Source organism: Acinetobacter sp. 789_lipA, from assembly GCF_058242845.1.
In genome coordinates this window covers 1-13,182 of sequence record NZ_JBZAYS010000005.1, presented here as the reverse complement: position 1 = coordinate 13,182, position 13,182 = coordinate 1, and the positions used below count along the sequence as shown (strand labels likewise).

The window sequence follows — 13,182 nt, the reverse complement described above, 5'->3', positions numbered from 1 at the left end:
ATACTTATTTCAAAGTTTATAGCCCGAGCATCACTGTTCGGGCTTTTTTTATGATTTTTCACGTTCCACGCCTATTATTTGATCAATGTTCCACAACTTTGTTCATATCAGTTAAACAATCGTGGTTAATCATAGGGTCTAAAAAAACGGCTCCAAAAGCCTCTTTTCGGCTGCTCCGGTTCAACGTGATCCGGCACCGGAATCCGCTTATTTTCCCTCTGCTCCAGAGTAGTCAATCCGTCATGTTTCGGCTCAGGTTCTGACCGAGGATCCGTTGCTATATCTTGGCTAGATTTCGGATCGGTAAACGTAGTCATATTGGTTTTTGGAGCTTCCAGTAAGCGCTGCATAGCTTCAATCTGTTCTTGATAAAACGATTCACGTTCTAGTGATTGATTTTCTCTCTGCACTGCCTGATTTAATTGTTTTTCTAGTATTTCAACTTGACGTTTTAATAAGTCAACTTCTGTTAAGTTTTGACTGTTAGTTGATTGACTTTGGTTGACAGTAGAGTTGTTTTTTTGTGGCTCTCCAAAGACCCTCAAAGCCTCTGAAAAGTCAATCAATCCATCAGATCCTTTTGATAAATTTCCTTTATTTATATGGGCATAAATAGCCTGTCTAGAGTATCCATATAGTTTTGCTAGTTCTGAAACTGACAGTTTTTTCATTATGTAAACCAGTTTTCAACTTGTGTTAAAAATTGACTATTAATTTAACAACTTCAATTAACAATGTCATTGAAATCCTACTTTTTTGAGCAAAGGAAGTAATTCCCTAAATTTCTCTGTATCTTGCAGCATATTGGCTATACGTATAGCAAACTGCTGATAGCTCTCTGTACCTTGTGAATATTTACTCATCTCAGGAAGTTCGGATAGCTTATTGGCGAATAGGTGACGTTGTTTATCTGTCATTGTTGAAAAGAGGTCTAATGTATTTGAATCTCTTTTAGATCCGACAGATTGAATGGCCGACTTTTTTTGATTAAAGCTAAATGAAAAGCCTGTAATTGATCTGCCCGTCTTATGCTGTTCAACTTTGACAGTAATATCGGTATGTTCATTGACTTGTTTTAATGCAATGTCTAAGACATATTTTTTAAAATCATACATTCGTTTGTATTCAGTATCGAGTACCCCTATTTTTTGTCTGAAGTCGTACAGGGTTATGAGAGGCGTTTTTCCGGTACTACGCCATGCAATTAATATTTCATATAAACGAACGGCATAAGCACTTGTTAAATTGCTTATTTGTTGTATTTCATACTTTGTAAATTGTTCTTCTAGTCTAGTAATTAAAGGCACAATAGCGGGAGCAAAGATAAGTCTAACAACAGCCTCATTATCAATATAAGCAACCTCACTCACCCATCTTGATTTGTGATTAATAACATTTCCTTTTTCACTAAGGCTTTGATAACTAAATTGTCTTGCGAATAGATCATCACAAGCATCTTTTAATGCTTGATAAGCCGTATTTCGATGAACACCAAATTGATTGATATAACTTTCAGCATGAACTGTTAGAGGATCATTAGCATTTATTCCTTTACCCGACTCCCTTGCTTCAAGAATCGCTAGAAGAATTAACCGTTGCTCCACTAGATCAAGGTTATAACTGGCATTAATTAAGGCATTATCTTTAACTATTAGTTCTGTTTTCATATGAAAAGATTATGTTTTTAATTTAATAAGACGAGGTTATATTATCAACTCGCTTAATGCAAGGTAAACCTCGTTTTAATGCAAGGTAAACCTCGTTTTAATGCAAGGTAAACCTCGTTTTAATGCAAGGTAAACCTCGTTTTATAATCTCTAAGAATGTTATAAATAAAGGTTTTTAGACCATCTAAAAGCATTTAAAAACTTTAAAATAATTAAAAGCCCAAGGAGTGAAAAATTGCCCTTGGTTTTCGCTACGCTCAAACTCTATTGAATCTCGCTTTCGCTCGATTCGACGGGGCAATTTTTTGGTTTATGTTTACGTGTATTTAAAAAAAGTCAAAAGCAAGATCAAAAGCAACTCGGAATTCGCTTCGCTCATAAAGCTTTTTTACTCGCTACGCTCGATCTAGACTCAAATATAGAGTCGTCGCTTTGCTCGGTTAATCTCTTTTAGCTGCAAAAGGAAGCTTGTAATCAGGAAAAGAGCAGCGCGAAATTTTTATATCGCTCTGTCGCTCGTAGACACTCGCTCGGTAAATCATTGTTTAGATTAATTAAAAATTAAAATCTAAATCATTTTTGGGCTTTGTTTTATATTCGTGTTCATCGCTTTGAGAAACATTATGTTGAGGGGATGAGTTTTTAATTTGGTAAATATCACTTTTGATATTCTCAAAACGCTTTAAACATGTTTGGTATGCAGCTCTATGCTGTTCAAAGTGGGCATCTTGCCGTTCTAAAATCTTCTCGCATTGCAGATATTTCAGCATGCGTTGATCATTTTTGATGATCTGTTCAATTTTTTCATAGTCAGATTTATTCAAGTTTCGACTTGCTCGGCTCATGTAGGTTTCTAAGTTTTCCGCTTTTTTCTGTGTGTAATCAATCAATAGTAATGTGTCCTGGTTATTGAAGGCTTGTTGCTGTTCATCACATAGTTCTTTGTGATAAAGAACATAGTCGGGGTAATAGTTGTCATTGCGCAATGAACTGAGGTGAAAATCTGTAGCCGGCTTAGGCATTAGTCGAATGTCCGCTACTGTAGTTTCTAGTCCCCCAAGTTGTTGATTAATTCGACTAATTTTTCCACTTTCTCCACGAGCATGTCGATTTGCTTGCTCTGCATCTCTAGATCTTTGTAAAAGTTGTCGGGTACCTTCACTTGCGAGATTTTCAAGAGTGCGTTCTCGAGATCGGCCTGCTGTGTGTTGATATTCGATTGAATCGGTTTCAATTCGGCCTTCACTAAAGCGCTGATAATGTTGTTTAAATTCAGTTGCTTCAAAGTTTGTGTTAATTGCGTCTGCAATTGCATCAGCACATTGTTTTGAAATGCTTGCTGTAATTGCTCGGAAAAGTTGCCCTGCTCGAGCTTTGAAAGTTCTGATTTCATGGCCAGGATCAAGGCTTGTAGGGTTTCGTTCTCGGTTTTCAAATGGGTGATTTTGTTTTGTAAGCTCTGCTCGACTTCGCTGTATTTGCTCAAGATGTTTTTTAATGAACTCACTTGTTGATTCAATGCGTTGTTTTGCTCTGTTAACAAGTTGATTTGTTGACTCAATAAGTCGTTTTGCTCTTTCAAAAAATGGTCGATTTCGGTCTGCATAGTTTTCTTCCGTAATTAATACATGTTGCTGTTTTGATTTGAAATTATTTGTGAGTTCTGTTGAATCACTTCGCGTTGTGCTGTGATCGTTTTTAAGTTTGAACTTGCTTGATAGCTGAGTAAGAAACTCATTAAAAGAATCAGCACTCCAAAAACTATAATTCCGTATAGGAGGTAGGTTGCTCTCTGAGTACTCAATTTTTCCGTGATGAAGGTCTGGATGTCGCTCTGGATCTGTTCGCTTTGGTTTGCTAGTGCTTGTTGGACTTGGCTTTGGATACTCTGCTGCAGGCTCTCTTGATCGATCTTGATGCTTTTCAACTGGCTGTTGATGTGCTCCTGTAACGCCTCGATTGATGTTGAAAACGAATTGATGTTGGTTGTGACGGTTTCGATGCTCGATATATCGATATTCGATAGCTGTACTTGTAATGCTTGTATTTGCTCCATATAGCTCGTTGTGAGCATTTTGATGGATTGGGGTGATAGATTCTCTATCTCGCTCAAAATCGAGTGTAGATGCGATTCTAGGGCTATTGTCGTTTGCTGTACTTGGTGTAAAAGAATGGTGCCTTCTGTGATAGGTTTCTCGCTTTGTGCGATATTCTTCACGAAGCTTTCCAGTTTGATTGATAGCTGCTGCAAGTTCACTTGGAGAGTTTCTACGCTCTCGTTCTGCTTTGATATGCTCTGATAAAAGTTCTCTGCTGAAATTGTCATGATATAAAAATCCTTTGAGTCTGTGTTTTTTGCCGCCTGTCAGCTCTACGGTGAGATAATCTCGGCCTTGTTTGACGGACTTTACGTCTTTATGTTTTTTAATTTCTTGAACGATGTCAGCACGCGTCTTAATGCCGCTGAGTGGGTGAGCCGCAAGGCGTGAGATAGAGTCGTCTATAAATTTGCAAAACTGTTTTTTTGTAAGATCTTGAAGAGATTCAGCATCCATAATCTTTTTTGCTTGAGCATGGAGTTTTGCAACATAATTCGGCTCTTGTCTGGACTTCATTAAAAGCAAATCATCCGGACGTGACCAATTGTTTTTTAAGTTAAAGTGATCTCTGAGCGCATCAAAATGTTTCTCATGTCCTGGCGGGGCTATATTCAGTGATTTTCCGCTTTGTATGTCGAGTCGAGGGGTTAAAACGTGGATGTGCTTGGAGCCGTCTTGATCTGTATGTAGCACCGCAAAAAGGTGATACTGCGATTGTTCCAATCCTGCGAAAGCATGTTGTTCAAAGTCGTTAAGGACTTCTTTAATTTGCTCGTCCGTTGGGTCGTCTTCTTTTGACCAAGCGATGACGCCACTGGTGTACTTCCAAAGATGCGGACTGGAGTCACAAATGGCGTTAAACGTGGTTGCATCCCCTTTTAGAACTTGCACCCCTGCGCGCAAATCACCGTTGTGGTCATATTGATCTAAAAGGTATGCAGATGCTTTTGCTGGACTGCCTTTGCCGTGTTCTAAAAATTTAATATGCACTCTCATCAACCTCCGCTAAATCAATAGACTTGGGTTCAGCAGTGGTCTTTTCTTCTTCGAGTTGTAAATCTTTTAATTGCTTTTGAAGCCGTTCTTGGCTTTGCCGACTGATTTTTGGCAGCGCAGGAAAAATCCCTTCTAGTTCGATTTGGATGGCTTTTAAAACTAAAAAAATTTTTAAAATATCGAGTTTGCGCTGCTCTTGCGGATCTGCGTTTTTGATGATGTTTAATGCGCGTGCAATCTGATTAATGTTGTTGCCAATCTTGGCAAGCTCGAGCAATAAAGCTGGATCAGTTTTTTGGTAGCGTTTGACGACTTCAACGACTGTTTTTACTTTTGTTCTAAGGGGTTTTATTTCGTCTTGGATCTGTTGAACGGTGACAGTGTCTTGCATGATCTCACGTTGAATTAATGAATGAAGAAAATCTGAAAACTCTGAGTTTTCTTTTTTAAGATGGATTTCGAGTTGCTTTAGTTGCAATTCAGTCAAACGAAATGACTTTGTTTTTGTGCGTAACATGTCAGATTCTCAGCGTGCTTTTGCTTTTGGGGTCTTAGGGGTGAAACCCCTAACAAGTCCCTGTATGTAATTTTTGAAAAAAATGTAATACAGGTAGGCTTGCTTATGTGCTTTATGTCCGAACTTCTTATATCAGTGTTGAAAAAATAAAGTCTGTTTAAAGCGCAAAACGGATGAATTTTTAAAGAGGGTGTTATTTTTTGGAAAATTTGAGGAATAAAATGATTATTTTTGTTCTCGAAAGGGATGCTTTATTTAATTAAAAATGGGGGGAGACTAGTGATAAAACAGGCGAATTTGAAATCTGTATTTTATGAGTCAAATACAGATTTCATTATCGTTTTTTTAACATTCTGGGATAAGTTGTAGGAAGGCTTTTCTAACGTCAGAAAATTCAGCTTGAGGGTGATCTTGTAAAAAACATTCGGTCCAAATGAATGTTGCTTCATGGCCGTCATAACAATGATTTACATCCAGATAAAAAGCCAATCGTGCCGTTATGCAAAGTTCAAGATCATTAATTAATGTCAATCCAATCTTTTTTGCTTGAGAAGAAATAAGAAGCTTGGGCTGTACGAAATGGTTCATAAAAACAAGTCCTATCAAAAGAGTAAAAGTGCTTGATAAGAATAGTTAAACACATAAATATTGTGATTAACACATTATTTATGTGTTTGAATGTAAATAAATGATCTGTGCTATACTTTCCCATCAGAACAATTCTGCTTTTTAAACTATGCCTTACGAAGAATTTCAAAGACTTATAGGTAAGTCTGGCCTGTCTATTAAAGAATTTGCAGCGCTTTTAGATATGAATGCGAATTCAATTACCAACTATAAAAAGAACGGTAAAGTGCCCACTACCATTGCAGTGATTGCGATCGTAATTTCAGATATGAAGGATGATGGTCTGGACTTTTATCCAATTTTTGAGAAAGTTCGAGCTTATCGTGATCAATAGAGTATTTGATGTGAACCCAATTAAAGTTTTAATTGGGTCCTAGCGCGTGCTGCTGCATTTCGTAGATGAGATTTTATGTTAAATCTAGCCTGTTTACCCTTTTATTTTTGAATTGTTTACTAGATGGCAGCATAGTTGAGTAAAATCGAATAATATGATTAGAATCATGAAATTTAGTGCGTAATCCAGACTATTACTTTAAATAGTTAGCTTTTTGCTCTCTACAATTCAGATTAATATAATTATCTATATTGGATATAGGCACATTCAATGAAAATTTTTAAATATTCATTTGTAATTCTAGCTGTAGTTTCAGTCTCTGCTTATACCATGAGTGACCGGCAGTCCACACAGTTTCAGGTCAAAATAAAAGTCAATGAAATTTGTGATATCGGCACAGGTTCTACTTCTAATATAGATTTTGGTACGATTTCTCGTAATACCCAAAATATCCAGGCAACGGGTAGTCTAAATGTCTCATGTACTAATGGTACGCCTTACAATATTTCACTAAATAGTGATGGTACACTAAAGAATACTCAGGATGCTTCCTTGAAGCTTTCATATCGACTTTATCAAGATGCATCTATGAGCAAAGAATGGGGAAACAGCTCTGAAAATCTTTTTTCACAACACGGTACAGGACAAACTCAAAATATTACCATTTGGGGGAAAGTGCCTGATACTAACGTTCCTGCCGGTCAATATATAGATACAGTTACTGCTACGATTACCTATTAAATATAGAGTTTTCTAATAAGTTAAAGTCACAGTAATGGTATCGGAGTATTTCCCTATACTGCTAATGCTTTGCGATGGGACCATCGCATAAACAGGGATAGTCTGGTGGGTTATAGAATATGAAGTATCCGCCTGCCAAGTGTTCGAGTGACTTGGATCCTGATATAAACCGTATTGAATATAACTTCCTAAAGAATTTTTCATACGTCTTTGTGATCCCAATGGATTTATACCATTATTTAAACTTACCTTCATATTGGTACCCATTGGACATGCTAATTGAATAGTCCCTGAACGATATAAAGTATTATTCAATAGCTCCACTGAACCAAAATCTATATCTGATGCAGATAAAATCAAACAGCTATTTTCATAGTTAGAATTGACGACTATATTGTTAGTCGAGCTATTTTGACTAGCTAGAGCTTCTAAATCTGAAGGTACTTCTAAGCCATAGCGATAAGCATAGTATAGCTTTATGGAAGTACTATTGGTTTTATAGGAGCCAGCAGGTACATTTTGTCCTGCAAGAACTTGACCATACATTTTGACTAATGTACTCGGATTTCCTGTATTAGCACCTACTTGAACAGACTGGCACTGAGCTGTATTTTTAGCGTCTGAGTTTGGTATCTTGCGTGTTCGTGCGACATCATAATATAAGTTATAATTTAATAAGGAAGCAGGATAGTTATCATAGTTAATCATTGTGCGAGGATCTTTAGCCGCTGGATCTATACTATCAACTACCATACATATCTTATATGTCACGGGCTGACTCCAGTTTGAATTACATGTTACGGTAATATCCGTAGAAGCTGTCATCGAGCCTTGGATGTTCGCTGTGCCTAGGCTTAAATTACCTCCACTTACCCAGCAACTCTCTGCATAAGCAGATGAAGAGCATAGGCTATAAGCTAAAAACAATAAGCTCATACAAGCTAAACGCTTGATGAGGCCATAAGCTTTGATTCGGTTAAATTGATGAGTTATTGACATACCACCCTTCCTAAATCGCTAAAACCTTCAAGAGTGGAAACTTCAGGAAGATTCACTTGGCATTGCTTAAGCTCATCGCCAATATATAATTTATTATTTTTCACATCATCTAAATATACAATACCATCATGAGCTACAATGGTTTTAGGAGGCTGCTGTATTGATGGTTGAATATCCCAAACAGATTTACCCACTGCTAGATTCTCTCCCTGATCATCGACTGCCTGTAATTGAACGGATTTCACTTGATACATTGGAAAACGAACGAATACACCACTTGCCTGACGAGGTACAACATCTTGCTGTGTTGTTTCTATTTTTAAATTTATGGGTAGGTTCAGGGTATCAACTGCTACACTATTATGCTGATATGGATTTAGACGATCTAATAGCAAATATCCTTTCTGATTAGTTTTACCAATCAAACGATTCTCCATACGCACCGGTACGCTAGCAATATTATCTGTTGAGACAATAGCAAATGAACCGTTACTCAAACGCGTGGGTAGTATCACGTCTTTTAGAATAACTAACCCTCCGTTGACTGAGGCAAATGCACTGGTATTATTTTGTTGGTCTGATGCTGTATGTTGCACATTTAATTGTGCTAACCCATAGCGACCGAGATAGTCGATCTGCCCCTGAAATTGTGAGTATTGAGCTGTACGATTGGTCATTGCTTGCCATCCCATCCCTCCCTGATCTTGATTTAGCGCATGCATTATATTGACACCAAACTGTTGGTTATCATGACTACGCTGTATTGATGCTGTGGCTGAGTTGCGTTGCGCCCAAGGGATATTAAGTGATAGATAGTAACTATCTTTCTTATTAATTAAATCATGCGTATAACCTAAATTTAGGTTCATACGTTGCGGCAAGATATAAGACCAGTTTAGCAATACAAACTTACTCTCTTGCTCCGTATATTTTTGCTGGATATAGCTACTTCCCAACTGACCAATTTTAGTATTAAAACCTATATAAAATTGGTCTGACCTACTGGCAAATACCGCATCATTCAAGCTAGCAATATCATTAAACTCACCAAACTGTCGTAGCCCATTATAATTTAAACTTATTAATTTAGAGTTCCAACTATAACCTAGGCCTAATAATTGTCCATGTTGCTCAGGTGTACGACTATAAGCATAAGAGAGATTAAGCTGTCCTGCACGTTTGCCTAATTGATAAAGTGTGCCTAGTCCTACCTGTTGCAATTGATAGGTCAATTCAGTATGTGTTTCCAGAGTAAGTTTATTTGATATTCCATAACGATAGCTTCCACTAAATGCAGGATCTTGTGCATAATCAAATGAAGATAAGCCATAATTTAACTTTGGATAACCTACATTAAAAGACCAGTCATTTAAGCTTTTTGCGAGTAGATTATTCGTACCATATAAGGGAATATTCAGTACTTGCTGTTGACCATTAATATCTGTAATGACCATTTGTGCATTGCCTGCACCTGTAATACTGGGGACTGATTGAATATCAAATTGTCCTGGTACGACATATTGAGAAGCCTGCTTAATACCATTAATTATTAAATCTACTTGTGAAGGCAATGCTACCTGACCTTTAAAACTCATTAAGGGGGTCGTCACGGTATAGGGTTGTAAAGCAAAATTTTTCGATAAACTAAGACCACTCAAGCGAGTAGAGCGTGTCCATGACAGTGCATTACTTTGTGCATCACCTAAACGTAGTCTAAGCAATTGTTCTGGGATATCTTTTTCCCAATATGTATCCAGTATATGATGATTTATAAAGGCATTATCTTGATATTGGTAGCTACTAGAAAGGCTGAATACCCCACCAAATAGCCCAAAAACACGAAATTCATTCCAACCATTTAAAGAAAATATATTCTCATGCTGCTGAGCAAAGGCAGTGTAATTGAGCAAGACACCTGTTTTTTCATGCAATGGATTAACTTTTGCAGCAGGCAGATGCTGATAGCCATATTGATGTTGACTGCTTAACAGTGTAATAGGTACTTGGATTGAAATTTTTTGATTGAGGTCGTCATATTTATAGCTTAGCCCTACAATCTGATCAAGTGCGATATAGGGTACCTGATCAATTATGATTGGTGTTATCTCGGCAGTAATGGCGAAATTTTTTAAGGAAGCTACATCAATATAGAGTTGCTGATCTTGTTGTAAAAAATGACCAATTTGAATTTGTGCAGACTGATTTACTTCTACATCCAAATACAATTCCTGTTGAATCGCACTGTCTATATTATTGGATAAGTATTGTTCTGCAAATGTTGTCGGTGCTGTGACCAGCATCATTCCTGCAAGTATAAAATTGCTTGCTCGAACCTTCAATGATCAGAAACTCCCTATACCTAAAGCTTATTCTGTATCAGGGAGATAATGGTAGAGTTTGTTCACGAAGATCCATATTAACTACAGCTATAAACTTTCCACCACGCGTAACATTTATATTATTTGGAATTTTCCATTGCATGCTTTTCCCACTAAGTACATAACCCATCAATCCCATTTGAATTGGTATTTTTTTGCCTTGCGCATCCATGTAGGAAAACTGACTGAAGCGCTTATAATGACTAGACTGATTGTTGATTGTTAGTGTTTGCGTATTATATTTAAAGCTCATACCTTGCAGGGATGTTATGCCTTGATCTGTATCATTACTGTCCGATACTTTTAAAAAAACAGGAATGGAATATTTGAGTAACAATTGTAGACCACTTTGTACATCAGTCTGGGAGTTAGGTAATTCATCCACGATGAGACGATAAGCTTGTTCAGTCGTATTTGCTATTTGAGTATTGCGGATCAATCGAACCAATTGCCGTTGTCCGGCAGGAATGCTAATGACCATAGGACTAGCAATTAAATCTTTGGAGTTTGTTAAAATATCTTGTTGATTGCTTTGTGTCCAAGCGTTCACCCGTACTTGTGCACGAATACTCTCATTACCTGTATTGGTCAACCAAAGTTCTTTGACTTTTTCTTGTGGTGAAAATTCTAATAAAATAGGCGCAACTTGCAAACTGGCAGCATGCGCCTGTGTTATAAAAATACTAGCTGCCAAGATTCCTGCACCACAAATGTGAAATACATGAGAGAATTTGGCTGGCTTTTTCATGTGGACTCTTTACGATAATAAAAATTAATAAGTTACTGTAGCTGTGACGGTATCTGCATAGTTACCAGCGGGTACATTTGTAGAGCCAGATAATTTAGCAACTACAGGGATAGTCTGTACAGTACCTGAGCCAGTTGCAGAATATAGATTATCTTTGTTGTCCCATGCTGTACCACCGGATACTTTAAATAATTCATAAGCAATGCTATACGTAGAGTCAGTCGTATTAGTCATTTTCCCACTACTAGATAAACCAACGCTGTAGGGTGTTTTATTGGTACAAGTTACATTTAGATTACCCGTTTTATCTGTTGCTGTAAGACCACTATCTACTTTGTCGAAATCGATATCTGTAGCACTGATCGCACATGTTGATACAACTTCAATTTTAACTTGGAAGGTTGCATCCGCAAATTTAGTAGAATCAGTAGAAGCATTTGTTTGTCCTGCTATAAATACGCCAGAAGAAAGCAATAATGCTGTAGTGATAAAGTTTTTCATATAAGGACCTATTAATAATGAAACAGATGGTTTTTTTTAAAACTTGCTGTTATTTTTTAATAGTTTCATAAAAAAATTTTACTACTAAAAAATAGAGTGTGAAAAATATCACACTTTATGATTTTTTCAATATTTATTGACGTTATTTTAAGCAATTTTATTATTCCTAATTTATATTTTTTATTAAGTAACAGCTTTTTTGCACAAAGATTTATAATTTGAAGCATCCCCCAACTTACTCAAATTTAAGTTACAACTCGGGTATGAGGACGACCTAACTCCCGTTAGGTCAGGTGGCCTAACTTAAATAAAAAAGTCTCCGACAAACCGGGTACGGTTCATAAGGCAGTCGTTATCCGACTGGCCCTGCAACAACTTTAATTTAAGAAATTTAGACAATAAAAAGCCCGACATCCTGTCGGGCTTTTCTAGATTGGGTTGTTTGTCTTGCTGATCTCGTGCTGCCCATTCCTTGCGCTACTTTCTTATTCTTGTTTTTCTGGAAACATCCTGTTCCCTATATAGCCATCATAGGATTAATGCATTGAATTACCAATCCGCAAAATCCTTAAATCTATGTAAGTTTTAGCTTACAAAGTTGGCCTATTTTTATCCCAAGAGTTGTCCGCAGAAATTGGGGATGATTTAAGTCCTGAGTGGATTGATAACACACACTAAAGCTTCATTTTGATTAAATGTTGATCAATTTTATTGGCAAGAAGTATCAAATCTGCTCATAAAAAAGCCGACTTGTTTCTAAGTCGGCTTTTTGCAGTTTTTTAGGTCGGTCAAATTTTTTAACTATATGAAAAACAATAATATTTTAAAATGCATTTCGTATAAGCTCTATTATGTTAAATAGGGGGATAAAAATAAGAAAGTTGTTTTAAAAATTAACGATATTGCGTATATAAGCTTTTCATATAAAACTATTTTTTTGTGATCTATGGAATTCTTTATTTATCTAATAATATTTTTAATTTTTTTACCAGTAATTTCGCTCATATTAGGGGGTGGAGGAGTAATTCTTAAGTTTCTTTTTAGAATTTTACTCTCTAAAGGATTTAGTATCATTGTTCTCTTAATATTAATAGGATTCATACCTGGAATTTTTATTTGGGATAAAATGAATCCTAAAAAAGTAGCTGTGCTAGCGAATAATGCTATTAGGATCTATCCAACGCGAGAATGTAGATCAAAAACTTTATTTGAATACAAGAATTCAGATTTTGAAGATCTTAATGGATATGGATCGGATTCTAGTGAAATAATAATTCGTGATCATTTTGAAAATTTATATTATAAAAATTGTGCGCCACAAAAATCAGCTTATTGTAGCTTTAAATATTATGGGGACCCCATAAGTTATGAGCCATCTTATATGATAGATGTAGAGTTCAATCCAGAATCATATTACGCTACTTGTTATAATAAACATCCTGAATTTAAAGATATTAAAGTTCCTTTAATGGAAAGATGGAATTAAGATTAAAGTATCAAGTAATACTTTAATTTCTCTAAAATTAACATAATACACCTTATACGAAACGTGTTATAATTTACCTTGAAATTCAT

General features: G+C 36.3%; 12 protein-coding genes. 3 read left to right on the top strand and 9 right to left on the bottom strand.

Annotated elements, in window-relative coordinates; all coding sequences use genetic code 11:
* Positions 1-125: 125 nt before the first annotated feature.
* From AC4CUZ_RS19665 to AC4CUZ_RS19645, 5 genes are all read right to left on the bottom strand, one after another.
* The gene (locus AC4CUZ_RS19665) at positions 126-671 is read right to left on the bottom strand and encodes a plasmid replication DNA-binding protein (RefSeq protein WP_005401974.1); all 546 of its coding nucleotides are present in this window, start codon (positions 669-671) and stop codon (positions 126-128) included.
* 66 nt (positions 672-737) lie between these two features.
* Positions 738-1,667: a replication initiation protein RepM gene (gene repM / locus AC4CUZ_RS19660; RefSeq protein WP_005401975.1), complete on the bottom strand. Its 930-nt coding sequence runs from the start codon at positions 1,665-1,667 to the stop codon at positions 738-740.
* Positions 1,668-2,221: 554 nt separating this feature from the next.
* Complete coding sequence (locus AC4CUZ_RS19655; protein WP_313391043.1) at positions 2,222-4,762, bottom strand: mobilization protein; 2,541 nt, start codon at positions 4,760-4,762, stop codon at positions 2,222-2,224.
* Entirely contained in the window at positions 4,746-5,279 is a 534-nt protein-coding gene (mobC, locus tag AC4CUZ_RS19650; RefSeq protein ID WP_236770553.1) for a plasmid mobilization relaxosome protein MobC, read from the bottom strand. Before mobC ends, AC4CUZ_RS19655 begins: the two co-directional genes overlap by 17 nt.
* A gap of 345 nt (positions 5,280-5,624) precedes the next feature.
* The gene (locus AC4CUZ_RS19645; protein WP_058870604.1) at positions 5,625-5,867 is read right to left on the bottom strand and encodes a hypothetical protein; all 243 of its coding nucleotides are present in this window, start codon (positions 5,865-5,867) and stop codon (positions 5,625-5,627) included.
* Positions 5,868-6,015: 148 nt separating this feature from the next.
* Here AC4CUZ_RS19645 and AC4CUZ_RS19640 point away from each other — a divergent pair, with 148 nt between their 5' ends.
* Together AC4CUZ_RS19640 and AC4CUZ_RS19635 are read left to right on the top strand one after the other, a co-directional pair.
* The gene (locus tag AC4CUZ_RS19640; protein ID WP_058870605.1) at positions 6,016-6,240 is read left to right on the top strand and encodes a helix-turn-helix domain-containing protein; all 225 of its coding nucleotides are present in this window, start codon (positions 6,016-6,018) and stop codon (positions 6,238-6,240) included.
* A gap of 270 nt (positions 6,241-6,510) precedes the next feature.
* A complete protein-coding gene (locus AC4CUZ_RS19635) occupies positions 6,511-6,981 on the top strand; it encodes a Csu type fimbrial protein (protein ID WP_159138977.1) in 471 nt (156 codons plus the stop codon).
* Positions 6,982-6,993: 12 nt separating this feature from the next.
* On the opposite strand, the gene AC4CUZ_RS19630 is transcribed toward AC4CUZ_RS19635, so the two are convergent.
* The 4 genes from AC4CUZ_RS19630 to AC4CUZ_RS19615 are packed head-to-tail and all read right to left on the bottom strand — an operon-like array spanning position 6,994 to position 11,607.
* Positions 6,994-7,980: a Csu type fimbrial protein gene (locus tag AC4CUZ_RS19630; RefSeq protein WP_490748122.1), complete on the bottom strand. Its 987-nt coding sequence runs from the start codon at positions 7,978-7,980 to the stop codon at positions 6,994-6,996.
* Entirely contained in the window at positions 7,971-10,319 is a 2,349-nt protein-coding gene (locus AC4CUZ_RS19625) for a fimbria/pilus outer membrane usher protein (protein WP_490748121.1), read from the bottom strand. Before AC4CUZ_RS19625 ends, AC4CUZ_RS19630 begins: the two co-directional genes overlap by 10 nt.
* A gap of 37 nt (positions 10,320-10,356) precedes the next feature.
* Positions 10,357-11,106 carry a fimbrial biogenesis chaperone gene (locus AC4CUZ_RS19620; RefSeq protein ID WP_253161120.1) on the bottom strand — a complete coding sequence of 250 codons (750 nt, stop codon included), beginning with the start codon at positions 11,104-11,106 and terminating at the stop codon, positions 10,357-10,359.
* 24 nt (positions 11,107-11,130) lie between these two features.
* Positions 11,131-11,607 (bottom strand): Csu type fimbrial protein, encoded by a 477-nt coding sequence (locus tag AC4CUZ_RS19615; protein ID WP_490748120.1) that lies wholly within the window; start codon positions 11,605-11,607, stop codon positions 11,131-11,133.
* A gap of 946 nt (positions 11,608-12,553) precedes the next feature.
* Here AC4CUZ_RS19615 and AC4CUZ_RS19610 point away from each other — a divergent pair.
* Entirely contained in the window at positions 12,554-13,093 is a 540-nt protein-coding gene (locus AC4CUZ_RS19610) for a hypothetical protein (protein WP_164543324.1), read from the top strand.
* Positions 13,094-13,182 lie beyond the last annotated feature (89 nt).